Origin of the sequence: Pseudomonas sp. CFBP13509, assembly GCF_005233485.1 — a bacterium.
Classification (GTDB): domain Bacteria; phylum Pseudomonadota; class Gammaproteobacteria; order Pseudomonadales; family Pseudomonadaceae; genus Aquipseudomonas; species Aquipseudomonas marginalis.
Map to the genome: position 1 here is coordinate 262,879 of NZ_QGAA01000006.1, position 26,034 is coordinate 288,912.

27 protein-coding genes are annotated in these 26,034 nt (G+C 61.2%); all 27 read left to right on the plus strand.

The window, feature by feature from the left end:
• Nucleotides 1-5 precede the first annotated feature (5 nt).
• The 27 genes from PspCFBP13509_RS12615 to fliR all read left to right on the plus strand — a co-directional run bounded on the left by PspCFBP13509_RS12615 (nucleotide 6) and on the right by fliR (nucleotide 26,033).
• Nucleotides 6-1,607 (plus strand): flagellar hook-associated protein 3, encoded by a 1,602-nt coding sequence (locus PspCFBP13509_RS12615; RefSeq protein ID WP_065924950.1) that lies wholly within the window; start codon nucleotides 6-8, stop codon nucleotides 1,605-1,607.
• Between the two features lie 274 nt (nucleotides 1,608-1,881).
• On the plus strand, nucleotides 1,882-2,811 hold the full coding sequence (locus PspCFBP13509_RS12620; protein WP_074847410.1) for a ketoacyl-ACP synthase III: 930 nt from the start codon (nucleotides 1,882-1,884) through the stop codon (nucleotides 2,809-2,811).
• A 274-nt stretch (nucleotides 2,812-3,085) separates the two neighbouring features.
• Nucleotides 3,086-4,510: a flagellin N-terminal helical domain-containing protein gene (locus PspCFBP13509_RS12625; protein WP_074848224.1), complete on the plus strand. Its 1,425-nt coding sequence runs from the start codon at nucleotides 3,086-3,088 to the stop codon at nucleotides 4,508-4,510.
• A 74-nt stretch (nucleotides 4,511-4,584) separates the two neighbouring features.
• Nucleotides 4,585-4,935, plus strand: coding sequence for a flagellar protein FlaG (locus PspCFBP13509_RS12630; RefSeq protein WP_065924952.1), 351 nt, complete (start codon nucleotides 4,585-4,587; stop codon nucleotides 4,933-4,935).
• 80 nt (nucleotides 4,936-5,015) lie between these two features.
• The gene (fliD, locus tag PspCFBP13509_RS12635; protein ID WP_065924953.1) at nucleotides 5,016-6,407 is read left to right on the plus strand and encodes a flagellar filament capping protein FliD; all 1,392 of its coding nucleotides are present in this window, start codon (nucleotides 5,016-5,018) and stop codon (nucleotides 6,405-6,407) included.
• Between the two features lie 141 nt (nucleotides 6,408-6,548).
• Nucleotides 6,549-6,953 (plus strand): flagellar export chaperone FliS, encoded by a 405-nt coding sequence (gene fliS / locus PspCFBP13509_RS12640; protein ID WP_065924954.1) that lies wholly within the window; start codon nucleotides 6,549-6,551, stop codon nucleotides 6,951-6,953.
• A gap of 41 nt (nucleotides 6,954-6,994) precedes the next feature.
• On the plus strand, nucleotides 6,995-7,291 hold the full coding sequence (fliT, locus tag PspCFBP13509_RS12645; protein WP_027603846.1) for a flagellar protein FliT: 297 nt from the start codon (nucleotides 6,995-6,997) through the stop codon (nucleotides 7,289-7,291).
• 168 nt (nucleotides 7,292-7,459) lie between these two features.
• Nucleotides 7,460-8,935: a sigma-54 dependent transcriptional regulator gene (locus PspCFBP13509_RS12650; protein ID WP_027603847.1), complete on the plus strand. Its 1,476-nt coding sequence runs from the start codon at nucleotides 7,460-7,462 to the stop codon at nucleotides 8,933-8,935.
• A gap of 110 nt (nucleotides 8,936-9,045) precedes the next feature.
• A complete protein-coding gene (locus PspCFBP13509_RS12655) occupies nucleotides 9,046-10,257 on the plus strand; it encodes a sensor histidine kinase (RefSeq protein ID WP_137212124.1) in 1,212 nt (403 codons plus the stop codon).
• A 4-nt stretch (nucleotides 10,258-10,261) separates the two neighbouring features.
• Complete coding sequence (locus PspCFBP13509_RS12660) at nucleotides 10,262-11,638, plus strand: sigma-54-dependent transcriptional regulator (RefSeq protein ID WP_065924956.1); 1,377 nt, start codon at nucleotides 10,262-10,264, stop codon at nucleotides 11,636-11,638.
• A gap of 128 nt (nucleotides 11,639-11,766) precedes the next feature.
• Nucleotides 11,767-12,096, plus strand: coding sequence for a flagellar hook-basal body complex protein FliE (fliE, locus tag PspCFBP13509_RS12665; protein ID WP_005790083.1), 330 nt, complete (start codon nucleotides 11,767-11,769; stop codon nucleotides 12,094-12,096).
• A 16-nt stretch (nucleotides 12,097-12,112) separates the two neighbouring features.
• The gene (gene fliF, locus PspCFBP13509_RS12670; protein ID WP_065924957.1) at nucleotides 12,113-13,891 is read left to right on the plus strand and encodes a flagellar basal-body MS-ring/collar protein FliF; all 1,779 of its coding nucleotides are present in this window, start codon (nucleotides 12,113-12,115) and stop codon (nucleotides 13,889-13,891) included.
• The gene (gene fliG / locus PspCFBP13509_RS12675) at nucleotides 13,884-14,900 is read left to right on the plus strand and encodes a flagellar motor switch protein FliG (RefSeq protein ID WP_017527617.1); all 1,017 of its coding nucleotides are present in this window, start codon (nucleotides 13,884-13,886) and stop codon (nucleotides 14,898-14,900) included. The genes fliF and fliG overlap by 8 nt, the downstream gene beginning before the upstream one ends.
• Before the next feature lie 10 nt (nucleotides 14,901-14,910).
• Nucleotides 14,911-15,675 (plus strand): flagellar assembly protein FliH, encoded by a 765-nt coding sequence (fliH, locus tag PspCFBP13509_RS12680; RefSeq protein ID WP_074847408.1) that lies wholly within the window; start codon nucleotides 14,911-14,913, stop codon nucleotides 15,673-15,675.
• A complete protein-coding gene (fliI, locus tag PspCFBP13509_RS12685) occupies nucleotides 15,665-17,023 on the plus strand; it encodes a flagellar protein export ATPase FliI (protein WP_027603852.1) in 1,359 nt (452 codons plus the stop codon). Before fliH ends, fliI begins: the two co-directional genes overlap by 11 nt.
• A gap of 3 nt (nucleotides 17,024-17,026) precedes the next feature.
• Nucleotides 17,027-17,476: a flagellar export protein FliJ gene (gene fliJ, locus PspCFBP13509_RS12690; protein ID WP_027603853.1), complete on the plus strand. Its 450-nt coding sequence runs from the start codon at nucleotides 17,027-17,029 to the stop codon at nucleotides 17,474-17,476.
• 95 nt (nucleotides 17,477-17,571) lie between these two features.
• Nucleotides 17,572-17,877 (plus strand): STAS domain-containing protein, encoded by a 306-nt coding sequence (locus PspCFBP13509_RS12695; RefSeq protein ID WP_027603854.1) that lies wholly within the window; start codon nucleotides 17,572-17,574, stop codon nucleotides 17,875-17,877.
• Nucleotides 17,874-19,592, plus strand: coding sequence for an ATP-binding SpoIIE family protein phosphatase (locus tag PspCFBP13509_RS12700; RefSeq protein WP_065924959.1), 1,719 nt, complete (start codon nucleotides 17,874-17,876; stop codon nucleotides 19,590-19,592). Before PspCFBP13509_RS12695 ends, PspCFBP13509_RS12700 begins: the two co-directional genes overlap by 4 nt.
• 30 nt (nucleotides 19,593-19,622) lie before the next feature.
• The gene (locus PspCFBP13509_RS12705; RefSeq protein ID WP_065924960.1) at nucleotides 19,623-19,967 is read left to right on the plus strand and encodes an Hpt domain-containing protein; all 345 of its coding nucleotides are present in this window, start codon (nucleotides 19,623-19,625) and stop codon (nucleotides 19,965-19,967) included.
• Nucleotides 19,968-20,053: 86 nt separating this feature from the next.
• Nucleotides 20,054-21,394, plus strand: a complete 1,341-nt coding sequence (locus PspCFBP13509_RS12710) for a flagellar hook-length control protein FliK (RefSeq protein WP_137212125.1) — start codon at nucleotides 20,054-20,056, stop codon at nucleotides 21,392-21,394.
• Nucleotides 21,395-21,785: 391 nt separating this feature from the next.
• Nucleotides 21,786-22,292: a flagellar basal body-associated protein FliL gene (fliL, locus tag PspCFBP13509_RS12715; protein WP_065924962.1), complete on the plus strand. Its 507-nt coding sequence runs from the start codon at nucleotides 21,786-21,788 to the stop codon at nucleotides 22,290-22,292.
• Nucleotides 22,293-22,301: 9 nt separating this feature from the next.
• Complete coding sequence (gene fliM / locus PspCFBP13509_RS12720; RefSeq protein ID WP_065924963.1) at nucleotides 22,302-23,270, plus strand: flagellar motor switch protein FliM; 969 nt, start codon at nucleotides 22,302-22,304, stop codon at nucleotides 23,268-23,270.
• 38 nt (nucleotides 23,271-23,308) lie between these two features.
• Nucleotides 23,309-23,776 (plus strand): flagellar motor switch protein FliN, encoded by a 468-nt coding sequence (gene fliN, locus PspCFBP13509_RS12725; RefSeq protein ID WP_027603860.1) that lies wholly within the window; start codon nucleotides 23,309-23,311, stop codon nucleotides 23,774-23,776.
• A gap of 1 nt (nucleotide 23,777) precedes the next feature.
• Entirely contained in the window at nucleotides 23,778-24,212 is a 435-nt protein-coding gene (gene fliO, locus PspCFBP13509_RS12730; protein ID WP_065924964.1) for a flagellar biosynthetic protein FliO, read from the plus strand.
• The gene (gene fliP, locus PspCFBP13509_RS12735; RefSeq protein ID WP_065924965.1) at nucleotides 24,212-24,955 is read left to right on the plus strand and encodes a flagellar type III secretion system pore protein FliP; all 744 of its coding nucleotides are present in this window, start codon (nucleotides 24,212-24,214) and stop codon (nucleotides 24,953-24,955) included. The genes fliO and fliP overlap by 1 nt, the downstream gene beginning before the upstream one ends.
• A gap of 18 nt (nucleotides 24,956-24,973) precedes the next feature.
• Nucleotides 24,974-25,243: a flagellar biosynthesis protein FliQ gene (gene fliQ, locus PspCFBP13509_RS12740; protein ID WP_027603863.1), complete on the plus strand. Its 270-nt coding sequence runs from the start codon at nucleotides 24,974-24,976 to the stop codon at nucleotides 25,241-25,243.
• Nucleotides 25,244-25,247: 4 nt separating this feature from the next.
• Entirely contained in the window at nucleotides 25,248-26,033 is a 786-nt protein-coding gene (gene fliR, locus PspCFBP13509_RS12745; protein ID WP_027603864.1) for a flagellar biosynthetic protein FliR, read from the plus strand.
• The last annotated feature ends 1 nt before the right edge of the window (nucleotide 26,034 follow it).

Consider the following 26,034-nt stretch of genomic DNA (forward strand, 5'->3'; position numbering starts at 1 on the left):
GGACGATGCGCATTTCTACACAGCAGTATTACGACACCAGTGCCGTCAAGTATCAGAACAACTATTCCAGCGTTGTGAAGGCCCAGGAACAGGCGAGCTCCGGCGTGCGTGTACAGACCGCTTCGGATGATCCGGTTGCCGCCCAGCGCTTGCTGATGCTGCAACAGCAAAAAGACATGCTGGCCCAGTACAGCGGCAACATCACCAGCATTCAAAATACGCTGACGAACGAAGAAAGCGTGCTGGAGGCGATCAATACCACGATCCAGGCCGGCAGCCAGTTGGCGCTGCGTGCGGGTGGCGTGACCAGCGATGCTGACCGCAAGTCCATTGCGGTCGAGGTGGGCGCGCTTGAAAATCAGCTGTTGGGTTTGCTTAACAGCAAGGATGCGGCGGGCAACTATCTGTTCTCCGGTTCCAAGACCGACACGCCACCGTATTCGCGCAACAATGATGGTACTTATAGCTATCAAGGCGACGAAAACGAGCTGAGCCTGCAGGTTTCCGAGACGCTGAAGGTGCGCACCAGCGATACGGGCAAGACCATCCTGGAAGGCGCGGTCAACACCAGCCGCACCCAAGCCACCTACACGACGCCTGCAACGGTGGATGACCACAAGGTCGCGATCTCGGCAGGCCTGGTAACGTCGGGCATCGATTACACCAAGCAGTTTGCCGACGGCCAGCCCTATAAGGTGACCTTTACCAGTAGCACGCAGTACGTTGTGACCGACAAGGACAACAACGACATTACTTCGCAGCTTCCAGGTAATGGTACGTTCGACTCCACCAAGGAAGGCAGCGCCAGTATCAATGTACGCGGGGTCAAATTCGATATCACCGCAGACCTCACCGGCGTGGCCACCGGGCCGGATGCCGATGCGTTGGTTGCAGGGCGTGAGTTCACCCTGGCCGCCAAGCCGGACGCGTTCAATGTCTCTCGCACCGCAAGCAACACTTCGGCGGCGCAACTGACCAATGCCCGCGTCAGCAGTGCAGCCGACTACTCCAGTACGTTTCCCAACAGCGGCGTACTGATCAAGTTCGACGATGTCGACCCGACTGCTTATAAGGTGTATGCCCAGCCGTATACCCCCGACAGCAAGCCGATTGTCGATAATGGCGTGATCGTCAGCGGTACGCCGCCAGCCAAGGACACGATCACCGCCGCGGGTGTCACCTTCGAGTTGAGCGGTACGCCGAACACCGGCGATCAGTTTTCGGTCGGCAACACCACCCAGAAAACCCAGAATGCCCTCGACACCCTGAGCGAGCTGCGCCAGGCCCTGGAACAGCCGGCGGATGGTATTCCCGGTGCGCGGGTCAAGCTTCAGGACGCCCTGAACGCCGCGGTCAGTAACCTGACCAACTCGGCCGACCAGGTGGACAACGTGCGTGGCTCCATCGGTGCGCGACAGAATGCACTCACGGTGCAGTCCAGTGAAAACACCAGTGTCGGCCTGGCCAACAAGACCACGATGAGTGACCTGGCCAACATTGACATGGGCGAGGCAGCGATCAACCTGACCCTGCAGCAAACCATGCTGGAGGCCTCGCAGCTGGCTTTCGTGAAAGTCTCGCAGTTGAGCTTGTTCAACAAGATGTAAGTGGCGTCAAGTCAAGCGGCCCGCTCTGGAAACAGGGCGGGCCGTTGCCGTTTCTGGGACTTAATTGTTTGAAGGTTTTGCACAAAGCACACACAATTGAGTGACCTGTGAGTCATAAAGCGCATCTTCACTGTATCGTGTGAAAAGGATAAGTCGTCACAGGGTCCTTGCGGGGCGGCTTTCAGCGAGATTTTTATGGGGTTATCCCCTTTATTGTCAGCACTCCAGGCCACGTCTGGGGTGTTCTCCAGCTATTTAGTATTGGGAAGCCACAATGATTGGCATAAAAAGCATCGCCAGTTACGTGCCGGCAGACGGGATCGATAACTACGCCCAGGGTGCCAAGTTCGCCAAGGATGAAGAATTCATCATCGGCAAGATCGGTTCGGCGTTCCTGCCGCGCAAGGAAGCCGCGCAGGAAACCTCCGATCTGTGTGTCGAGGCGGTCAACGCTTTGTTTGCCAACAATCCGGATTTGAAGCGCGAGTCCATCGATGCGCTGATCGTCGTCACCCAGAACGGCGATGAAGAGGGTTTGCCCCATACGGCCGCGATCGTCCAGGACAAACTCGGCCTGCCCACCCACGTGGCGGCGTTTGATATTTCCCTGGGCTGCTCCGGCTACGTCTACGGCATCTACGCGATGAAGGGCTTCATGGAAGCCACCGGCCTGAAAAACGGCCTGTTGGTCACCGCCGACCCGTATTCGAAGATCGTCGACCCGGAAGACCGCAACACCACCATGCTGTTCGGCGATGCCGCCACCGCCACCTGGATGGGCGAAGACGCGCCGTGGTTGCTGGGCAAGTCCAAGTTCGGCACGGACGGTTCCGGCGCACCGCATCTCAAGGTCAGCGATGGCGTGTTCTTCATGAACGGTCGCCAGGTGTTCAACTTCGCCTTGCTCAAGGTGCCCGCGCATTTGCACGAGCTGCTCGACGAGTCGGACCTTGTGGCCGATGACATCGATGCGTTCTGCATTCACCAGGGCAGTGCGGCGATTGTCGACGCCGTGGCCCGGCGTTTCGAAGACGCGCCGGTGGAGAAGTTCATCAAGGACATGGTCGAGACCGGCAACACCGTGTCGTCGAGCATTCCGTTGCTGCTGGAAAAGCATGTGATGGACGCCACCTGGAAGCGCGTGGCAATCAGCGGTTTTGGCGTGGGCCTGTCGTGGGGATCGGCGATTCTCTATCGTCCGTGACGCTTCGATAGACTGCTTTCTGCGTAAAAGCAAACGCCGATGCTCGAAAGAGCATCGGCGTTTTTTATTTGGCGCCAGAAAACCCAATGAAATATGGGTTTTTAGCCGGCGTAAGCCCTTGAATTACAAGGGGTGGCACGGCGCCATTAAAAAAATCAAAAAAAATCCTCAAGCAACCGGCTACCACGACGATAACTATTACGTAGGTTCTCAGGCCACACCCGGCGGTTGCCAGGGCCGGAAGCCGCAGTATCCATCCAACGAGGATTTCGTCATGGCTTTAACAGTAAACACCAACATTGCTTCGATCACTACTCAGGGCAACCTGAACAAAGCCGGCGGCGCCCTGGCCACCTCCATGCAGCGCCTGTCTTCCGGCCTGCGTATCAACAGCGCTAAAGACGACGCAGCCGGCCTGCAGATCGCTAACCGCCTGACCAGCCAAATCAACGGCCTGGGCCAAGCTGTAAAAAACGTGAACGACGGTATCTCCATCGCTCAGACCGCTGAAGGCGCGATGCAGGCTTCGACCGACATCCTGCAAAAAATGCGTACCCTGGCTCTGTCTTCCGCGACTGGTTCCCTCAGCCCTGACGACCGTAAGTCGAACAACGACGAATACCAGGCTCTGACTTCGGAACTGACCCGTATCTCCAACACCACCACTTTCGGTGGCCAGAAGCTGCTGGACGGTTCGTACGGTACCAAGGCCATTCAGGTTGGCGCCAACGCTAACGAAACCATCAACCTGAGCCTGGAAAACGTTGCAGCCAACAACATTGGTTCGCAGCAGATCAAAACCAAGGCCATCGCGCCTAGCGCAACTGGCCTGGCTGGCGGCAGCATCACAGTAACCGGCAACGGCCAAAGCAAAGCCGTTACTTATGCAGCAGGCGCGTCGGCTAAAGACATTGCTTCCGGCCTGAACGGTTCGATCGGTGGCCTGACCGCTACCGCCAGCACCGAAGTCAAGCTGGAAGTGGGTGCCGCAACCCCGTCGAACTTCACTCTGGCTGTTGGTAACAGCGGCGCTGTGAGCTTCGTAGGCGTTACCGATCTGGCTGGCCTGGCTGACCAACTGAAGTCCAACGCTGCCAAGCTGGGTATCAGTGTCAACTACGACGAAGTTAACAAGAGCCTGTCGGTTAAGTCGGATTCCGGTGAAAACCTGTCGTTCGCTGGCGCTGATGCCAACGCTCAGACGAACATCCTGGTTGGCGCGAAAGATGGCGCTGGCGCATTCGCTACCCCGGCTGCTCTGGGTGCTGCTGCAATCGTTGTTACCGGTCAAGTCTCCCTCGACTCGGCTAAAGGCTACTCCTTGAGCGACGCCGGTACCGGTGTTTCGGACTTGTTCTCGGCTGCTACCGTTTCGTCGACCAAAACCTCCATCGCCCAAACCGACGTGACCGACGCTACCAACGCTCAAAACGCCCTGGCTGTTATCGACAAGGCCATCGGCACCATCGACGGCGTTCGTTCGGGCCTGGGTGCTACCCAGAACCGTCTGACTACCACTGCAGACAACCTGCAGAACATTCAGAAGAACTCCACCGCTGCACGTTCCACCGTTCAGGACGTCGACTTCGCTTCCGAAACCGCCGAACTGACCAAGCAACAAACCCTGCAGTCGGCTTCTACCGCGATCCTGTCGCAGGCTAACCAGCTGCCATCCGCTGTACTGAAGCTGCTTCAGTAATCCCAGCGCTTGGTAACTAACGGAAGGGCGCGTCTACGTGCCCTTCCGTTTTTTCGGTTTAGAGGAGATTGGACATGGACATGAGTGTAAAGCTGAACCAGTCTTATCCGCCGGTTGCACCTCAAAGCGCACCTGCCAAGGTAGTGACTGACAACGGTGTCAAGAATGTCCAGGCAACGCCCGCGACCAGCCAAGAGCCCGCACGCGCCGACCTGGAAAAAGCAGTAACCGATATTCGTGATTTCGTTCAGGCTACCCAGCGTAGCCTGGACTTTTCCATTGATGACTCCACCCACCGCGTGGTGGTCAAGGTCATCAATACCGACAATGGTGAAGTGATTCGCCAGATTCCGTCGGAAACAGCCTTGAAGCTGGCACAGAACCTCAGCAGCGCAAGCAACTTGTTGTTTGACGACAAGGCCTGAGCTGGCATGAAACTTGTTGCTGTCTGGTCTTGAGGCGTAATAAGTCAAGATAACGGCAGCCACCGAACAGGAGATAGATGATGGCGGGTTCAACGGTAAGTGGTATCGGTTCGAACATCGATACGCAAGCGATCGTGACATCCTTGGTCAACGCCGAAAAGGTGCCCAAGCAAACGCAGATCAATACCGCGTCTGCGAAGGCGACCACCACGCTGTCTTCGATCGGCAAGGTTCAGGCCGCGCTGGATGCGTTTCGCAGTGCCTTGGACACCATGGCCAAGGACAGCAGTTTCACCGGCTTGACCGGTTCGTCCTCGGATGAAAAGACCGCGACCATGACGGCCAGCAACACGGCCTCGAACGGCAGCTTCCGGCTGGTCGTCGATCAGTTGGCCCAAGCGTCCAAGCTGTCGAGCAAGAACTTCAGCGGTGGCACCTCGACGGTAGTCAACGCGACGGACAAGCCGACGACGCTGACCATCAGTCAATCGGGCAAGTCATACGACCTCAATGTTCCCGCGGGTGCGACCCTGCAGCAGGTGCGTGACTCGATCAATACCCAGTTTGGTACTTCGGGGCTGAGCGCCAACATTCAAACCGACTCCAACGGTTCGCGATTGATCCTGACCTCTACCACCATGGGGACCGGCTCGGACCTTACACTCTCTGGCACTTCGGGCCTCGATGTGGGTGCCACGGTCGTCGATCCGCCCAAGGATGCGCTCTACAGCATCGATGGGGTTGCGTCTGTGTCCAAGTCCAACACCATCACAGGCGCTCTTAGCGGGGTGGATATCAAGCTGGTAGCTGCGTCGACTTACAAGACCAATTCCACCGTCGATAAAAACGTAACGCTCATCACCGTCAGCACCAACAACACCGCACTCAAGTCCGGGGTCAAGGGTTTCATTGATACCTACAACGCCCTGATCACTGCCATGAACGCCGAAACCAAGGTCACCACGAACCTGGACGGCAGCACTACAGCGGCAGCGTTGACCGGCGACTCGACCATGCGTTCGTTGCAGAGCGCTATCCGCAATGAGTTCAACGCGCTGTCGGGCACCGGTGCGTTCAAGTCCCTGGCGCAGTTCGGCGTGACCACCAGTTCGAGCACGGGTCTGCTGGCGATCGATGACAAGAAGTGGGACGCGGCGGTTAAAACCAACGGCGCCGACATCAACAGCATGTTCAGCGGTAAGGACGGCATGCTGGCACGGATGAAAAGCGCCACGGATGACTTTGCCAAATCCACTACCGGCATTCTGGCGACCCGCTCGACGTCCTTGTCCGACACGCTCAAGGACCTGACCAAGCAGCAGTCGACGCTGGACGAGCGCATGACCCTGCTCACCAGCAGCCTGTCGGCCAAGTACAACGCCATGGACACCCTGGTCGCCCAGTTGCGCCAGCAAAGCACCAGCGTGATGACCACGCTCAATGCCTTGAACAATCCAAAGACCAATACTTGATCCCCTGCCGAACAAAAAAAGGCCAGGCAATCTGCCTGGCCTTTTTTATCGCGGGACGACGGGGGCTAAAGCTTTTTGCAAACCCGTCGACATATTGGTTACTAGAATCCTTTTCGCTGTCGCCTGTCACGAGGTAGAAACATGAATCCCATGAGAGCCCTTCGCCAATACCAGAAGGTCAATTCCCATGCCCAGATCTCTGAAGCCAGCCCGCATCGCCTGGTGCAGATGCTGATGGAGGGCGGCCTGGACCGCATGGCCCAGGCCAAGGGTGCGCTGGCTCGTGGCGACATCGCCCAGAAGGGCCTGATGCTGGGCAAGGCCATCGATATCGTGATCGGCCTGCGCGACGGCCTGAATGCTGAAAAGAGTGACAACCCGGCTTACGTCCAGCAGTTGGAAAGTCTGTATGCGTACATGACTAACCGCCTGATGGAAGCGAACCTGCATAACGATGCCGACATGATCGACGAAGTCGCCCGTTTGCTGATTACCGTGAAAGAAGGCTGGGATGCCATCGCCGCGCCACAGGCTGCAACCGAGTAAGGCGCAGCAAAGAAGGGCCTGAGGGCCTTGAGGAATACGTCATGAGCCAAGCACTGCAACGCATTGATGAAACCCGTGAAGCGCTGATCGGCGCGCTGGCAGACCGTAACTGGGACGCCATTGGCGAGCTGGACATGGGCTGTCGCAACGTGATCGACGAGGTGCTCAGCGAAGCGCCGGTGGATGAGGATGCGTTGCGTGAAAAGCTTGAGAGCCTGTTGGCGGTATACCAGCAGTTGCTTGAGGTGACGACGGGCGAGCGCCAGGCGATTTTTGAAGAGATGTCGCAGATCAACCAAGCGAAGAACGCGTCAAAGGTTTACCATTTGTTCGGCTGAACAGACGCAGTTAATCCGAACGGCGCGTCATAAATTTGACCGTGCCAGCTTTTTTGACTTAACTAGTGCTGTTTTCAGATTTCAGACGTCTATAAAGTAAGAAGTCTTACGGCCGTCTCGATTGCCCTTACACTGGGCAGAGCGTTTTACTAGGGAAGTTGCTATTGCATGTGGCGTGAAACCAAAATTCTGCTGATCGATGACGATAGCGTCCGCCGCCGCGATTTAGCGGTGATTTTGAATTTTCTTGGCGAAGAAAATCTGCCCTGCGGCAGCCATGACTGGCAGCAGGTAGTCAGCTCATTGTCATCGAGCCGTGAAGTCATTTGTGTGCTGATCGGGACGGTAAACGCTCCTGGCGCTGTTTTGGGCTTGTTAAAGACACTGTCAACCTGGGATGAGTTCCTTCCGGTGTTGCTAATAGGCGATATTTCTTCTGTCGACCTGCCCGAAGACCAGCGCCGTCGTGTGCTTTCCACCCTGGAAATGCCGCCCAGCTACAGCAAATTGCTCGATTCCCTGCACCGTGCCCAGGTCTATCGCGAGATGTACGACCAGGCCCGCGAGCGCGGTCGCCACCGCGAGCCCAACCTGTTCCGCAGCCTCGTCGGCACCAGCCGCGCCATCCAGCACGTGCGCCAGATGATGCAGCAGGTGGCCGATACCGACGCCAGCGTGCTGATCCTCGGCGAGTCGGGCACCGGCAAGGAAGTGGTCGCGCGCAACCTGCACTATCACTCCAAGCGCCGCGACGGGCCTTTTGTGCCGGTCAACTGCGGAGCGATCCCGGCAGAGCTGCTTGAAAGCGAACTATTCGGTCACGAGAAGGGCGCCTTTACCGGGGCGATCACCAGCCGTGCCGGGCGTTTCGAGCTGGCCAACGGCGGCACCCTGTTCCTCGACGAAATCGGCGACATGCCGCTGCCGATGCAGGTCAAGCTGCTGCGCGTCTTGCAGGAGCGCACCTTCGAGCGCGTGGGCAGCAACAAGACCCAGAGCGTCGACGTGCGCATCATCGCCGCGACCCACAAGAACCTCGAAAGCATGATCGAGGTCGGCAGCTTCCGCGAAGACCTGTACTACCGCCTCAACGTATTCCCGATCGAGATGGCCCCGCTGCGTGAGCGCGTGGAGGACATCCCGTTGCTGATGAACGAACTGATCTCGCGCATGGAGCACGAAAAGCGCGGTTCGATCCGCTTCAACTCGGCCGCGATCATGTCCCTGTGCCGCCACGGCTGGCCGGGCAACGTCCGTGAACTGGCCAACCTGGTGGAGCGCATGGCGATCATGCATCCCTACGGTGTGATCGGCGTGGTCGAGTTGCCGAAGAAGTTCCGCTACGTCGACGACGAAGACGAGCAACTGGTCGACAGCCTGCGCAGCGACATGGAAGAACGGGTTGCCATCAACGGCCACACCCCGGACTTCGGCTCCACCGCCATGCTGCCGCCCGAAGGCCTGGACTTGAAAGACTACCTCGGTAACCTCGAGCAGGGGCTGATCCAGCAGGCCCTGGACGACGCCAACGGCATCGTCGCCCGTGCCGCCGAGCGCCTGCGCATCCGTCGAACCACCCTGGTGGAGAAGATGCGCAAGTACGGAATGAGCCGCAAAGAAGGTGATGAACAGGCAGATGATTGACGCCTGTTTTCCAAGCCGCTGATATTTCAGCGGTTTTTTTTCGGCACAACTATTGCTACAGCCCTCGCAACGTTCCGTTTAACTGACGGTCAGCCAAGCGAGAGAGCATCATGCCCCACGCCGCCCAACTATCTTCGGCCCCTGCCATCCAGGGGCTGGTTCCGCCTGTCGAGCCGCCGACCCGCCAGGGTCTTGAGCAGGCGTTCTCGCAGTTCAGCCAGATGTCGAGCCAGCTGACCGACTCTTACAGCCTGCTGGAAGCCCGGGTCTCCGAGCTGAAAGGCGAACTGGCGGTAGTCAGCGCCCAGCGCATGGAAGAGTTGGCCGAAAAAGAGCGCCTGGCCAACCGTTTGCAAAACCTGTTGTCGCTGTTGCCCGGTGGCGTGATCGTCATCGATGAAGAAGGCCGCGTGCGTGAAGCCAACCCGGCGGCCTGCGACATGCTCGGCCTGCCGCTGGAAGGCGAGCTGTGGCGCCATGTCATCACCCGCTGCTTTGCGCCGCGTGAGGACGATGGCCACGAAATCTCCCTGAAGGACGGGCGCCGCCTGTCCATCGCCACCCGTTCCCTGGATGCGGAGCCGGGCCAGTTGGTGCTGCTTAACGACCTGACTGAAACCCGTCATCTGCAAGACCAGTTGGCGCGCCATGAGCGTTTGTCCTCGTTGGGGCGGATGGTCGCTTCGTTGGCGCATCAGATCCGTACGCCGTTGTCGGCCGCGTTGATCTACGCCAGTCATTTGACTGATGAGCAATTGCCCGCCGCCACGCACCAGCGCTTTGCCGGGCGCCTGAAGGAGCGTCTGCATGAGTTGGAGCACCAGGTCCGCGACATGCTGGTGTTTGCCCGCGGCGAATTGCCGCTGACCGACCGCGTGACGCCGGCCCAACTGATGCAGGCCCTGCAAGCGGCGGCCGCTGCCCATATCCAGGACGTGCACGTGCGTTGGCAGTGCGACAGTCACCTCGGCGAGCTGCTCTGCAACCGCGAGACCTTGGTGGGCTCGCTGCTCAACCTGATCGAAAACGCCACCCAGGCCAGCGGCCCCGGCGCGCGGCTCAAGGTGCACCTGTACAACCGCGAGCAAACCCTGCGCCTGTGCATCAGCGACAGCGGCAGCGGTATCGACCCGGTGGTGCTCAAGCGCCTGGGTGAACCCTTTTTCACCACCAAGACCAACGGTACCGGCCTGGGCCTGACCGTGGTCAAGGCGGTGGCGCGTGCCCATCAGGGAGAATTGCAGCTGCATTCCCGCGTTGGGCGTGGCACCTGTGCATTGATGACCTTGCCGCTGTTTTCATGCGCGGCAAGCGCGGAGTAAGGATATGGCTATCAAGGTTTTGTTGGTGGAAGACGATCGCGCCCTGCGTGAAGCATTGGCTGACACGCTGTTGTTGGCGGGCCATGACTATCGGGCGGTCGGTTCTGCCGAGGACGCCTTGGACGCGGTGGAGCAGGAAGCCTTCAGCCTGGTGGTCAGCGACGTGAACATGCCCGGCATGGACGGCCATCAGTTGCTCGGTCTCTTGCGTGCGCGTCAGCCGCAACTGCCGGTGCTGCTGATGACCGCCCATGGTGCGGTGGAGCGTGCCGTGGACGCGATGCGCCAGGGCGCCGCGGATTACCTGGTCAAGCCCTTCGAGCCTAAAGCCCTGATCGAACTGGTGGCGCGCCACGCCCTGGGGGTGATCCCGGCCAACGAAGGCGAGGGCCCGATCGCCTTCGAGCCGGCCAGTGCACAATTGCTTGAGTTGGCGGCCCGTGTGGCGCGCAGTGATTCCACCGTGCTGATCTCCGGCGAGTCCGGCACCGGTAAAGAGGTGCTGGCGCGTTATATCCACCAGCAGTCGACCCGCGCCCAGCAACCGTTTATCGCCATCAACTGCGCGGCGATCCCCGACAACATGCTTGAGGCCACCCTGTTCGGTCATGAGAAAGGTTCGTTCACCGGTGCCATCGCGGCCCAGGCGGGCAAGTTCGAACAGGCCGATGGCGGCACCATTTTGCTGGATGAAATCTCGGAAATGCCCCTGGGCCTGCAAGCCAAGTTGCTGCGGGTGCTGCAAGAGCGGGAAGTGGAGCGGGTTGGCGCGCGCAAGCCGATCCAGTTGGACATCCGTGTGGTCGCCACCACCAACCGGGACCTCGCCGGCGAGGTGGCGGCGGGGCGCTTCCGGGAAGACCTGTTCTATCGGCTTTCGGTGTTCCCCCTGGCCTGGCGCCCGCTGCGTGAACGCCCGGCAGATATCATTCCGCTGGCCGAGCGCCTGCTGAACAACCACGTCAAAAAAATGAAGCACGCCCAGGCGCGGCTGTCGGCGCAAGCCCAGGCCTGCCTGGTGAGTTATCCATGGCCCGGCAACGTGCGGGAATTAGATAACGCCATCCAGCGCGCCCTGATCCTGCAGCAAGGCGGCTTGATCCAGCCCCAGGATTTCTGCCTGGCCATGGGCAGTGGTGCGGCGCCATTGCCCTCGTTGGCGCCTGCGCCGGTGGTTGCAGAGGCTGAGTCTGCCGGTGCCCTGGGCGACGACCTGCGTCGCCGCGAATTCCAGATGATCATCGACACCCTGCGCGCCGAGCGCGGCCGACGCAAAGAGGCCGCGGAGCGCCTAGGCATCAGCCCGCGCACCCTGCGCTACAAGCTGGCGCAGATGCGTGACGCCGGAATGGATGTGGAAGCGTATCTATTCGCCACGTAACCGGTAAGAAGGTCGACAAGGTTTGTCGCCTTTTCTTACGAGTTGATGCGGATCTGGCACCCTTGTTGCTACCTCCCCTAGTAATCGCTGCGTAGTGTCAAAAAATTGCAGGTTGGAGAGAGAAGGTCATGAGCCAGGGTATTGAGTTCAATCGGTTGATGTTGGACATGCGCGCCATGCAGATGGATGCCATGGCTCAACCGAAATCCGTCGCGCCAGCGCCGGAATTGGGCCAAAGCAGCTTCGCCGACATGCTCGGCCAGGCCATCAACAAAGTCAGTGACACCCAGCAAGCTTCCAGCCAGTTGGCCACTGCGTTCGAAATCGGCAAAAGCGGCGTGGACCTCACCGATGTGATGGTCGCCTCGCAAAAGGCCAGCGTCTCCTTCCAGGCCCTGACCCAAGTGCGTAACAAGCTGGTTCAGGCCTATCAAGACATCATGCAGATGCCGGTTTAAGGGCGAGATTTAAGTCATGGCAGAAGCAGTCTCCGACAACGTACCCGCTAAGACAGACGGCAAGCCGCCGCTGTTTGGCCTGTCGTTCCTGGAAAACCTCTCGGAAATGACCATGCTGCGTCAGGTGGGCCTGATGGTCGGCCTGGCTGCCAGCGTGGCGATTGGTTTTGCCGTGGTGTTGTGGTCGCAGCAACCCGATTACCGGCCGTTGTACGGCAGCCTGGCGGGTATGGATTCCAAGCAGATCATGGAAACCCTTGCCGCCGCCGACATCGCCTACACCGTGGAGCCCAACTCCGGCGCGTTGCTGGTCAAGGCCGACGATGTGGCCCGTGCGCGCATGAAGCTGGCCGCCGCCGGCGTGACCCCGTCCGACAGCAATATCGGTTTCGAGATCCTCGACAAGGACCAGGGCCTGGGGACCAGCCAGTTCATGGAAGCCACCCGCTACCGTCGTGGCCTTGAAGGCGAGCTGGCGCGCACCATTTCCAGCCTGAACAACGTCAAGGGTGCCCGCGTGCACCTGGCGATCCCGAAAAGCTCGGTGTTTGTGCGCGACGAGCGCAAGCCAAGTGCTTCGGTACTGGTCGAACTGTTTTCCGGCCGCTCCCTGGAGCCTGGCCAGGTCCTGGCGATCATCAACCTGGTGGCCACCAGCGTTCCCGAACTGAGCAAGTCGCAGATCACCGTGGTCGACCAGAAGGGCAACCTGCTGTCCGACATGGCCGAAAACTCCGCGCTGACCCAGGCCGGCAAGCAGTTCGACTACAGCCGCCGCATGGAAAGCATGCTCACCCAGCGTGTGCACAACATCCTGCAACCGGTGCTGGGCAATGACCGCTACAAGGCGGAAGTGTCTGCCGACGTGGACTTCAGCGCCGTCGAGTCGACCTCCGAGCAATTCAACCCGGACCAGCCGGCCCTGCGCAGTGAGCAATCGACCAGCGAACAACGCACCGCCAGCAATGGCCCGCAAGGTGTGCCGGGTGCCCTGAGCAACCAGCCGCCGGCCCCGGCCTCGGCGCCGCAAACCACCGGTGGCGCCGCAGCCACCGCTGGCGCGATCCAGCCTGGCCAGCCACTGTTGGATGCCAACGGCCAGCAGATCATGGACCCGGCCACCGGCCAGCCGATGCTCGCGCCGTACCCGGCGGACAAGCGTAACCAGTCCACCAAGAACTTCGAACTCGACCGTTCCATCAGCCACACCAAGCAGCAGCAGGGTCGCGTCAATCGCCTGTCGGTGTCGGTGGTGGTGGATGACCAGGTCAAGGTCAACGCCGCTGACGGTGCCGTAACACGTGCACCGTGGAGCGCCGACGAATTGGCGCGCTTCACACGCCTGGTGCAGGACGCCGTTGGTTTTGACGCCAGTCGGGGTGACAGCGTCAGCGTAATCAACATGCCGTTCTCCGCCGAGCGTGGCGAAGTGATCGCCGAAGCGGCGTTCTACACCCAGCCGTGGTTTTGGGACATCGTCAAGCAAGTGCTGGGTGTGTTGTTCATCCTGGTGCTGGTGTTCGGTGTGCTGCGCCCGGTGCTCAACAACATCACCGGCAACGGCAAGAAACAACTGGCGGCCTTCGGTGGCAGCGATGTCGAATTGGGTGGCATGGGCGGCCTGGACGGCGAACTGGCCAACGACCGCGTCAGCCTCGGCGGCCCGCAAAGCATCCTGTTGCCGAGCCCGAGCGAAGGCTATGACGCTCAGTTGAACGCAATCAAAAGTCTGGTAGCAGAAGACCCGGGCCGTGTGGCCCAGGTCGTGAAAGAGTGGATTAACGCAGATGAGTGATCGAGCCGCTGTTGCCAAGCTCTCCCGGGTCGACAAAGCCGCAGTCCTGCTGCTGTCCCTGGGGGAAACCGACGCCGCCCAAGTGCTGCGCCACATGGGCCCCAAAGAGGTCCAGCGGGTGGGCGTGGCCATGGCGCAAATGCGCAATGTGCACCGCGAGCAAGTCGAGCAGGTGATGAGCGAGTTCGTCGAGATCGTCGGCGACCAGACCAGCCTGGGCGTCGGCTCCGACAGCTACATCCGCAAGATGCTCACCTCGGCCCTGGGCGAAGACAAGGCCAACGGCCTGATCGACCGCATCCTGCTGGGCGGCAACACCAGTGGCCTGGACAGCCTCAAGTGGATGGAACCGCGCGCGGTCGCCGACGTGATCCGCTACGAGCACCCGCAGATCCAGGCAATCGTGGTGGCCTACCTCGACCCGGACCAGGCCGGTGAAGTGCTTGGCCACTTCGACCATAAGGTGCGCCTGGACATCATCCTGCGCGTGTCGTCGCTGAACACCGTGCAGCCGGCGGCCCTGAAGGAACTCAACACGATTCTCGAGAAACAGTTCTCGGGCAACTCGAACGCCTCGCGGACCACCCTGGGTGGTATCAAGCGCGCGGCCGACATCATGAACTTCCTCGACAGCTCGGTCGAAGGCCAGTTGATGGACTCGATCCGCGAGATCGACGACACCCTGTCCGGCCAGATCGAAGACCTCATGTTCGTATTCAACAACCTCTCCGATGTCGACGACCGTGGCATCCAGGCGTTGCTGCGCGAAGTGTCCTCCGACGTGCTGGTACTGGCCCTCAAGGGCTCGGACGAAGGCGTCAAGGAGAAGATCTTCAAGAACATGTCCAAGCGTGCCTCCGAGCTGTTGCGCGACGACCTGGAAGCCAAGGGGCCGGTGCGCGTCAGCGACGTGGAAACCGCCCAGAAAGAAATCCTCACCATTGCCCGCCGTATGGCCGAAGCCGGAGAAATCGTTCTCGGTGGGAAGGGCGGCGAAGAAATGATCTAAGGCGCTCTCCATGTCGAACAAAGATGAGGCGCCCAGCGATCTGATTCGCGCACGGGACGTCGGTGGGTTCGACATCTGGTCGTTGCCCAGCTTCGATCCGCATGTGCCCGAGCCCGAGCCGGAACCGGTTGAAGAGCCGCCGGTGGAAATGGAAGAAGTGCCGCTGGAGGAAGTCCAGCCACTGACCCTGGAAGAGTTGGAAAGCATCCGTCAGGAGGCCTACAACGAAGGCTTTGCCGCTGGCGAGAAAGACGGTTTTCGCAGCACCACCCTCAAGGTGCGCCAGGAAGCCGAGGCGGCGCTGAGCGTCAAGCTGGCCAGCCTGGAGCGCCTGATGGGCAACCTGTTCGCGCCCATCGCCGAGCAGGATTCGCAAATCGAAAAAGCCATGGTCGGCCTGGTGCAGCACATCACCCGCCAGGTGATTCAGCGCGAACTGGTGCTGGATTCCAGCCAAATCGAAAGCGTGATGCGCGAAGCCCTCAAGTTGCTGCCCCTGGGCGTCGGCAATGTGCGGCTGTACATCAACCCGCAGGACTTCGAACAGGTCAAAGCGATGCGCGAGCGCCATGAAGAAACCTGGCGCATCGTCGAAGATGCGGCGCTGCAGCCCGGCGGTTGCCGGGTCGAGACCGAGCACAGCCGTATCGATGCCACGGTGGAAACCCGCATCAGCCAGATCATGGCCAAGCTGCTTGATCAACAACACGAGCAGGCGCTGAACCCGGCCGAGCCGGACCTGAGCGTGGACCTGGACGCCCCCGATGCGCCTTGATCGCACCAGCTTCGCCAAGCGCCTGGGCGGCTATGCCGAGGCCACCGAATTGCCCGGCCAGCCAATCCTCGAAGGGCGTCTGTTGCGCATGGTCGGCCTGACCCTCGAAGCCGAGGGCCTGCGCGCCGCCATGGGCAGCCGTTGCATGGTGATCAACGACGACAGCTACCATCCGGTGCAGGTCGAAGCCGAAGTGATGGGTTTTTCCGGCAACAAGATTTTCCTCATGCCCGTCGGCAGCCTGGCCGGCATCGCCCCCGGCGCCCGCGTGGTGCCCCTGGCCGACACCGGCCGCCTGCCCATGGGCATGAGCATGCTCGGCCGGGTGCTGGACGGCGCCGGTCGCGCACTGGACGGCAAGGGCGGCATGAAAGCCGAAGACTGGGTGCCGATGGACGGCCCCACCATCAACCCGCTCAACCGCAACCCCATCAGCGTGCCGCTGGACGTGGGGATTCGCAGCATCAACGGTTTATTGACGGTCGGCCGTGGCCAGCGTCTGGGCCTGTTCGCGGGTACGGGTGTGGGTAAGTCGGTGTTGCTCGGCATGATGACGCGCTTTACCGAGGCCGACATCATCGTGGTGGGCCTGATCGGCGAGCGGGGCCGCGAGGTGAAGGAGTTCATCGAACACAGCCTCGGCGAAGAAGGCCTCAAGCGTTCGGTGGTGGTCGCATCCCCAGCGGACGATGCACCGTTGATGCGTCTGCGCGCGGCCATGTACTGCACGCGCATTGCCGAATATTTTCGCGACAAGGGCAAGAACGTCCTGTTGCTGATGGACTCGCTCACCCGTTTCGCCCAAGCCCAGCGGGAAATCGCCCTGGCCATCGGCGAGCCCCCGGCCACCAAGGGCTACCCGCCGTCGGTGTTCGCCAAGCTGCCCAAGCTGGTGGAGCGCGCCGGTAATGCCGAGGCCGGTGGCGGCTCGATCACCGCGTTCTACACCGTATTGTCCGAAGGCGATGACCAGCAGGATCCCATCGCCGACTCGGCGCGGGGCGTGCTCGACGGCCACATCGTGCTGTCGCGGCGTCTGGCCGAGGAGGGGCACTACCCGGCCATCGACATCGAAGCGTCCATCAGCCGGGTCATGCCGGCGGTGGTCACGCCGGAGCATATGGCCCGCGCGCAGCAGTTCAAGCAGCTGTGGTCGCGTTATCAACAGAGCCGCGACTTGATCAGCGTCGGCGCCTACGTGGCCGGCGGCGACCGCGACACCGACCTGGCGATCGCCCTGCAACCGCAGTTGGTGACTTACTTGCGCCAGGGCCTCAACGACAAGATCAGCATGGGTGAAAGCGAAGCGCACCTGGGTTCGATCTTCGCCCCTGCGCCGGGCGGCTAAGCCATGGCCAACAGCCGCGCTGCGCGCCTGGCCCCGGTGGTCGACATGGCCGAAAAAGCCGAGAAAACCGCGGTCCAGCGCCTGGGGTATTTCCAGGGCCAGGTGCGTTTGGCGGAAAGCAAGCTGGGCGACCTGGAGCGCTTTCGTGGCGAGTACCAGCAGCAATGGATCGAACGCGGCACGCAAGGTGTATCGGGGCAATGGCTGATGGGTTACCAGGGCTTTCTCAATCAGCTGGAGACGGCCGTCGGCCAGCAGCGCCAAAGCCTGGCCTGGCACCAGAACAACCTCGACAAGGCCCGCGAGAGCTGGCAGCAAGCCTTCGCCCGCGTCGAGGGCCTGCGCAAACTGGTGCAGCGCTACATCGACGAAGCGCGGGCATTGGAAGACAAGCGCGAGCAGAAATTGCTCGACGAATTGTCCCAGCGCCTGCCGCGCCAATCACAATACTGACGGTTGCCCGCCTGCCACATTTGGTCTGTCGTGTTGCTGGTATCCCATTCGCCTGCTACACCTTGTGTCTATGCCTATGACAAGGAAGCAGTCGCATGTCAATCGAGTCAGAAGTATCCCTGGACGGGAAGAAGTTGACGATCGCAATCAAGGGTCGGTTCGATTTCAGCAGCCACCAGGCGTTTCGTGAGGCTTACGAGCGTTTCTACAAGGTGCCTGAGTCGTATGTGGTCGATCTGAAGGAAACCACTTATATGGACAGTTCGGCCCTGGGCATGCTCCTGCTGTTGAGGGACCATGCCGGCGGCGAGGAGTCGGAGGTCCAGGTGATCAACACCAACTCCGATGTGCGCAAGATCCTCGCCATCTCCAACTTCGACAAATTGTTCGACATCAATTGAGCGCCCTGGCCCCCGCGGTTGAGCCGCTGACGATCCTGATCGCCGAAGACAGTGCCGCCGACCTGCTGTTGCTGTCGACCATTGTGCGACGCCAGGGGCACCAGGTGCTCACTGCAACCAATGGCGAGGAGGCCGTTGAACTGTTCGCGCGCGAGCGTCCGCAACTGGTGTTGATGGACGCGATCATGCCCGTGATGGATGGCCTGGCCGCCGCGCGGTGGATCAAGCAGTTGGCGGGGGAGGAGCTGGTGCCGATCATCTTCCTCACGTCCCTGCGCGAAAGTGCCGCCCTGGCCGAGTGCCTGGATGCCGGCGGCGATGATTTCCTGCCCAAGCCCTACAACCAGCTGATCCTGGCGGCCAAGATCAACGCCATGGACCGCCTGCGCCGGCTGCAGGCGACGATGCTGCAGCAGCGTGACCAGATCGCCAGGCACCATGAGTACCTGTTGCGTGAGCAGCGGGTGGCCAAGGCGGTGTTCGATAAAGTCGCCCATTCCGGCTGCATCAACGCGGCGCCGAATATCCGCTACCTGCAATCGCCTTATGCGCTGTTCAACGGCGACCTGCTGCTGGCGGCATATACGCCGTCGGGCGACATGCACGTGCTGCTCGGCGATTTCACCGGCCATGGCCTGCCGGCGGCGGTGGGCGCCATGCCCCTGGCGGAGGTGTTCTACGGCATGACTGCCAAGGGCTACGGCCTGGCGCAGATCCTGCGGGAGATGAATGCCAAGCTCAAGCGCATCCTGCCGGTGGATATGTTCTGCTGCGCCACCCTGCTGTGCCTGAGCACGCAGCGACGGGTGGTGGAGGTGTGGAACGGCGGCATGCCCGAAGGCTATGTGCATGAAGTCGCCAGCGGCAAGCGCGTGCCGCTGCAGTCGCGGCATTTGCCGTTGGGGGTGCTGTCGGCTGAGGCGTTTGATGATCGCACCGAGGTCTGGCCCATGGCGCTGGGTGACCGCGTGTTCCTGCTCTCCGATGGCGTGCTGGACACCGCCGACGCCAACGACCAGCTGTTTGGCGTCGAGCGCTTGCAGCAGGTCTTTGCCGCCAACCGTGAGCCCGACCGGCTCTTCGACGACATCGAGCAGGCCCTGGCGGCCTTTCGCGGTGTGACGCGGGATGATGTGAGCATGGTGGAAATCACACTGCGTCCCGGGCAGCCGCTGCGGGCCACCGGGCCGTTGTATGCCGACAGCGGCCAGTCGTGCCCGCTGGATTGGTCGGTGAGTTTCGAATTTCGTGCCGAAACCCTCAAGCGTTACAACCCCTTGCCCTACCTACTGCAACTGCTGCTGGAGATCCAGGGGCTGCGCGAGCAGAGCGGGGCGCTCTACAGCGTCATGGCCGAGTTGTATTCCAATGCGCTGGAACATGGCGTGCTGGGCCTGGACTCGCGGCTCAAGCGCGATGCCCGGGGCTTTGCCGAGTATTATCGCCAGCGCAATGACCGCCTGGCGCAGCTGAACAGTGGTTATGTGCGCGTGCATGTGCAGGTGGTGCCCACCGAGGCGGGCGGCAAGATGACCCTGCGCGTTGAAGACAGTGGGCCAGGGTTCGACGTGGAGCAGGTGCTGGCCCGGCCGCTGGACATTGATTGCCTGTCCGGTCGGGGCCTGAGCCTGGTGCGTCAACTCAGCAGCGAGGTGCGCTGGTCCGACGGCGGGCGCAGTGTCTGCGTAGAGTTTTGCTGGGGGGCTCTGGCATAATCCGCCGATTCTTGATCAAGGAGCGAGCAAGTGGCTGAGATTCATATGGACCCGGACGTGTTGTCGGGTTTGCAGGAGGTCATGGAAGGCGAGTACCCCAAGCTGCTCGATACCTTCCTCGATGATTCCCAAAAACGCGTCGAAGCGTTGCGCAAGGCACGGGACGACGCCAAGGCACTGGGGCGTATCGCCCATAGCTTCAAGGGCAGCAGTGGCAACCTCGGCGCAGTGCGGTTGGCGTACCTGTGCCAGCGCTTGGAGGCGGAGTCGGTCGAGGCCGCGGCGGACCTGGGGGCGCTGGTGGATCAGATCGATCATGAGTTTGCCTTGGTGAAGCCGATGTATGAGTCGGAGCGGCAGCGGTTCCAGATTTGATTCCATCAGTTTGAAAACCTGGCCCGACTCTTGCTCTACCTCCTGATACTGCATCCCCGATCCCCATGCAGTGGAGACCTTTACCTATGCCAGTCGCCCCGAATTCGCTTCTCCAGGCTGCCCCTGCGGCCAAGCCTCAAGCGCCTGCCGTCAATCCACCGGCAGTGGCTGCGGACCCACGGGACAAGGGCCCTGGCTTCGCTCAGGTGTTCGCCAGCCAGGGTTCCAAACCCACGGTCAAGGCTGATGACAACTCGGCCAAGCCCACGCGGGACAAGCCTGCCGATGCCAGCGCCAAGCCTGCGGCGGGCAACGACAAACCTGCCGCCGCCACGCCAGCGGTTGCCGATAGCGGCAATACCTTGCCTGCCAAGCCTGCGGCATCGTCCGACGACACTGCCAGCAAGGATGACGCTGCACCTGTGGATCCGGCCCTGGCGCAGCAGCCTGCGGTGGACCCGGTGGTCGACCCGGCATTGATTGCCACGGTCACCCCGGTGGTGGTGGTGCCAGTACCGGTGGAAACCCCGGCACCCGTTGCCGCTGCCAAGGATGATAAGGCCGCACCCGTGGTTGCGGCGCCAATCGCAGCGACCGAGGACGCCACGCCGGCCTTCGACCCTGAGGCCGATCCCCTGGACGCCATGCCGGCCGTACGCCTGGCAATGGAGCAGGGCGGGCACGTGTCGGCCAGCAGCCAGGCACCGGCCAAAACTGCCCCGACGACCACCCAGGACCAGCCAACCGCCGCCCAGAACTTTGCCGCTGGCCTGGCCACCATGGTCGACCAGCAAGCCACCAAGGACAGTACGGACCAGGGTGGCGACAAGGCCTTCAGCGGCTTGATCGAAGGCGGCCTCAAGGACTTGAAGGAGGCCAGCAGCGACACCCGCGTCGATGACTTCGCCAACCGCCTGGCCGCATTGACCCAGGCGGCCACGCCGAAAACCGCGAATGCCTTGCCGCCGGTGACGAATGCGCCGCTGGCCATGCATCAGAGCGGCTGGACCGACGAGATCGTCAACCGTGTGATGTACCTCTCCAGCGCCAACCTCAAGTCGGCGGAGATCCAGTTGCAACCGGCCGAACTCGGGCGCCTGGACATCAAGGTCAACATGACCGCCGACCAGCAGGCCCAGGTCAACTTCATGAGCGCCCACCCGGTGGTGCGTGAAGCCCTGGAAAGCCAGTCCGGTCGCTTGCGCGAGATGTTCGCCCAGCAGGGCATGGGGCAGGTGGATGTGAACGTGTCCGACCAGTCCCGTGGCCAGGAGCAGCAGCAACAGCAGGCGCAGACGGGGGGCGTTAGTCGTAGCGGGCGGGGTGGCGACAGCGGCGACAGCGGCAGCCACATTGAAGTGGCCGAAGCCGTGGCGCCCGTGACTTCGACGGTGATCGGCTCCAGCGCCGTCGATTACTACGCCTGATGTAAGTCTGGCATAGGACAAAATGTGGGAGGGGGGCTTGCCCCCGATGAGCATAAGTATCTACACATCTTGAGCCGAGTCCCCTGCGTAGCAGCTGTCGAGCCTTGGCGAGGCTGCGTTTGCGGCGCGTCTGACACACCGCCGACGCAGCCTCGCCAAGGCTCGACAGCTGCTACGCGTTATCCTACTGAAGTTGTGTAGATACTTATGCCCCGATGAGGGTGTGTCAGTTCATGCATCAGTTGACTGATACACCCTCATCGGGCAAGCCCCCTCCCACACTTGATTTGTGGTGTTCCCTCGTCTGCGTTCAGCCAACCAACTCTGGCATAACACTTGCTCTTGCCTTTCCGTAGATCTATGAATCCCCGAATAGTGACGGATTATTGGCATGGCGAAGAGCGACGACGCAGCAAAAGCACCCGCACCCGCAGGCAAAGGCAAGCTCAAGCTTATCCTGATGATTGTCGTGGGCCTGCTCCTGGCCATCGGCGCCTCGGTGGGCGGCACCTGGTACATCATGCACAGCAGTGCCAGCAAGCCGGCACCTGCCGCCGAAACCGCCACTAACGCCAAGCAACCGGCAATCTTCGAGCCGATGCTTCCGGCCTTTGTCGCCAACTTCAATCAGAACGGTCGTCAACGCTACCTGCAGGTGAGCATCACTTTGCTGGCGCGTAACCAGTCGGACCTGGATGCCCTCAAGGTGCATATGCCCGTGATCCGCAACAACCTGGTGATGCTGTTTTCCGGGCAGAGTTTCGACACCCTGGCCACCCCGGTGGGCCAGGAAATGCTGCGCCAGAAGGTCACTGCCAGCGTGCAGGAAGTGGCCCAGAAGGAGCTCGGCAAAGTCGTGATCGAGCAGGCGCTCTTCACTAATTTCGTATTGCAGTAGGATCACCCCATGGCCGTGCAGGACCTGCTGTCCCAGGATGAAATCGACGCGCTGTTGCATGGCGTCGACGACGGTCTGGTACAGACTGAAATGGCTGCCGAGCCCGGCAGCGTCAAAAGTTATGACCTGACCAGCCAGGATCGCATCGTCCGTGGACGCATGCCGACCCTTGAGATGATCAACGAACGTTTCGCCCGTTACACCCGGATCAGCATGTTCAACATGCTGCGCCGCTCGGCGGACGTGGCGGTGGGCGGCGTGCAGGTGATGAAGTTCGGCGAGTACGTGCACTCGCTGTACGTGCCCACCAGCCTCAACCTGGTCAAGATCAAGCCATTGCGCGGTACCGCGCTGTTCATCCTCGACGCCAAGCTGGTGTTCAAGCTGGTGGACAACTTCTTCGGCGGTGACGGCCGTCACGCCAAGATCGAGGGCCGTGAATTCACCCCTACCGAATTGCGCGTGGTGCGCATGGTGCTGGAACAGGCCTTCATTGACTTGAAGGAAGCCTGGCAGGCGATCATGGAAGTCAATTTCGAGTACATCAACTCGGAAGTGAACCCGGCCATGGCCAACATCGTCGGGCCGAGCGAGGCCATTGTGGTGTCCACGTTCCACATCGAGCTCGATGGCGGTGGCGGCGACCTGCACGTGACCATGCCGTACTCGATGATCGAGCCGGTGCGCGAAATGCTCGACGCCGGCTTCCAGTCCGACCTGGACGACCAGGACGAACGCTGGGTCAAGGCCCTGCGCGAAGACCTGCTGGATGTCGACGTGCCGCTGAGCGCCACCGTGGCCCGGCGCCAGTTGCGCCTGCGGGATATTTTGCACATGCAGCCGGGGGACATTATCCCGGTCGAATTGCCGAACGAAATGATCATGCGCGCCAACGGCGTGCCGTCGTTCAAGGTCAAGCTGGGGTCCCACAAGGGCAACCTCGCTTTGCAAGTGGTTGAGCCGATCAACCGTCGCTGATCCCTATTTATGAATGTTTGCTCCGCCGAGGACATGTAATGGCTACCGAACACGAAAACACTTCCGCCGAAGACCAGGCCCTGGCTGACGAGTGGGCTGCGGCCCTGGAAGAGACCGGCGATGTTGGCCAGGATGATATCGACGCACTGCTGGCCGCTGATGCCGCCACAGCACCAGCGGGTAATCGCCTGCCCATGGAAGAGTTCGGCAGCGTGCCGAAGAACAACGACCCGGTGACCCTCGATGGGCCGAACCTGGACGTGATCCTCGACATCCCGGTGTCGATCTCCATGGAAGTGGGCAGTACCGACATCAACATCCGCAACCTGCTGCAACTCAACCAGGGCTCGGTGATCGAGCTGGATCGCCTGGCCGGTGAGCCGCTGGACGTGCTGGTCAACGGCACCCTGATCGCCCACGGCGAAGTGGTGGTGGTCAACGAAAAGTTCGGCATCCGCCTGACCGACGTGATCAGCCCAAGCGAACGCATCAAGAAGTTGCGCTGATATGAAACGGCTGATGGTGGGACTGTTCGCCGCGCTGCCATTGGTGGCGTGGGCGGCGGAGCCGGCGGCCCAAGTTGCCGCTGCGCCCGTCGGCGGCAGCGTTGGCGGGCAACTGACGCAGCTGGTGCTGGGCCTGTTGCTGGTGGTCGGCTTGATCTTCGTGTTGGCCTGGCTGATGCGTCGTGTGCAGAGCATCGGCCCGGGCAATGCCCAGGTCATCGAAATGATCGGCTCGCGCGCCCTCGGCCCGCGTGACCGGCTGGTGCTGGTGCAAGTGGGCGAGGAACAGATCCTGCTGGGCATTACCCCCGGCCGAATCACGCCGCTGCATGTGCTCAAGACCCCGGTGCCAACCACCCAATCCCAGCCCGCCACGCCAGAATTCGCCCAGCGCCTGATGGAATTGCTGGGCAAGGATCAGAAGGATAAGAAGTAATGCGCGTTTTATTGACGCTCATGCTGTTGCTGGCCGCGCCATTGGCGCTGGCCGCCGACCCGTTGTCGATCCCGGCGATTACGCTGGGTACCAACGCGGCGGGGGCCCAGGAGTATTCGGTCAGCCTGCAGATCCTGCTGATCATGACTGCGCTGAGCTTTATCCCGGCGTTTGTCATGCTGATGACCAGCTTCACGCGGATCATCATCGTGTTCTCGATCCTGCGTCAGGCCCTGGGCCTGCAGCAGACGCCGTCGAACCAGATCCTCACCGGCATGGCATTGTTCTTGACGCTGTTCATCATGGCGCCGGTGTTCGACAAGGTTAACCAGCAAGCCCTGCAGCCGTACCTGGCCGAGACCATCACGGCCCAGGTTGCGATTGACCGGGCGCAAGGGCCGATCAAGGATTTCATGCTGTCGCAGACCCGCTCCAGCGACCTTGAGCTGTTCATGCGCCTGTCCAAGCGTACCGACATCGCGACCCCGGACCAGGCGCCGCTGACCATCCTGGTGCCGGCGTTCGTCACCTCGGAACTGAAGACCGCATTCCAGATCGGCTTCATGATCTTTATCCCGTTCCTGATCATCGACCTGGTGGTGGCGAGCGTGCTGATGGCCATGGGGATGATGATGCTGTCGCCGCTGATTATTTCATTGCCGTTCAAGATCATGCTGTTTGTGCTGGTGGACGGCTGGGCGCTGATTATCGGCACGTTGGCCGGCAGTTTCGGAGGGGTGTGATTTGTTAGGTGAAGCAGCATGACCCCAGAAGTCGCCGTCGACCTGTTCCGTGAAGCACTGTGGCTGACCACCGTGATGGTTGCCGTGCTGGTGGTGCCGAGCCTGTTGGTGGGCCTGCTGGTGGCGATGTTCCAGGCCGCGACCCAGATCAACGAACAGACCTTGAGTTTCCTGCCGCGCCTGCTGGTGATGCTGATCACCCTGATTGTCGCCGGCCCGTGGCTGGTGCAAACCTTCATGGAATACATCCTGCAGCTGTACGGCAGTATTCCGCAGTTGATCGGCTGACCCGATGCAGTCCTTGCTGGCATTGACCGACACCCAGATCAGCACGTGGGTGGCCTCGTTCATCCTGCCGTTGTTCCGGGTGACGGCGGTGCTGATGAGCATGCCGGTGTTCGGTACTACCCTGGTGCCGCGCCGCATCCGCCTGTATTTCGCCGTGGCGATCACCGTGGTGCTCGTGCCTGGCCTGCCGCCGATGCCCCCGGTCAACGCACTCGACCTCAGTGCCTTGATGCTGATTGCCGAGCAGATCCTGATCGGCTCGCTGCTGGGCTTTTCGCTGCAACTGTTCTTCCAGGCGTTCGTGATCGCCGGGCAGATCATCTCGATCCAGATGGGCATGGGCTTCGCGTCCATGGTCGACCCCACCAACGGCGTATCGGCGGCGGTGATCGGGCAGTTCCTGACCATGCTGGTGACCTTGTTGTTCCTGGCCATGAACGGCCACCTGGTGGTGTTCGAGGTGTTGACCGAAAGCTTCACCACCTTGCCGGTAGGCTCCGGGCTGGTGGTCAATCACTTCTGGGAGCTGGTGGGGCGTCTCAGTTGGGTGCTCGGTGCCTCGCTGTTGCTGGTACTGCCGGCGATCACGGCCTTGCTGGTGGTCAACATCGCGTTTGGCGTCATGACCCGCGCGGCGCCACAGCTGAACATTTTCTCCATTGGTTTCCCCTTGACCCTGGTGCTGGGCATGGGGATTTTCTGGGTCGGCCTGGCCGACATTCTCAATCAGTATCAACCGCTGGCGACCGACGCCTTGCAGTTCCTACGTGATCTGGCACGGGCGCGCTGAG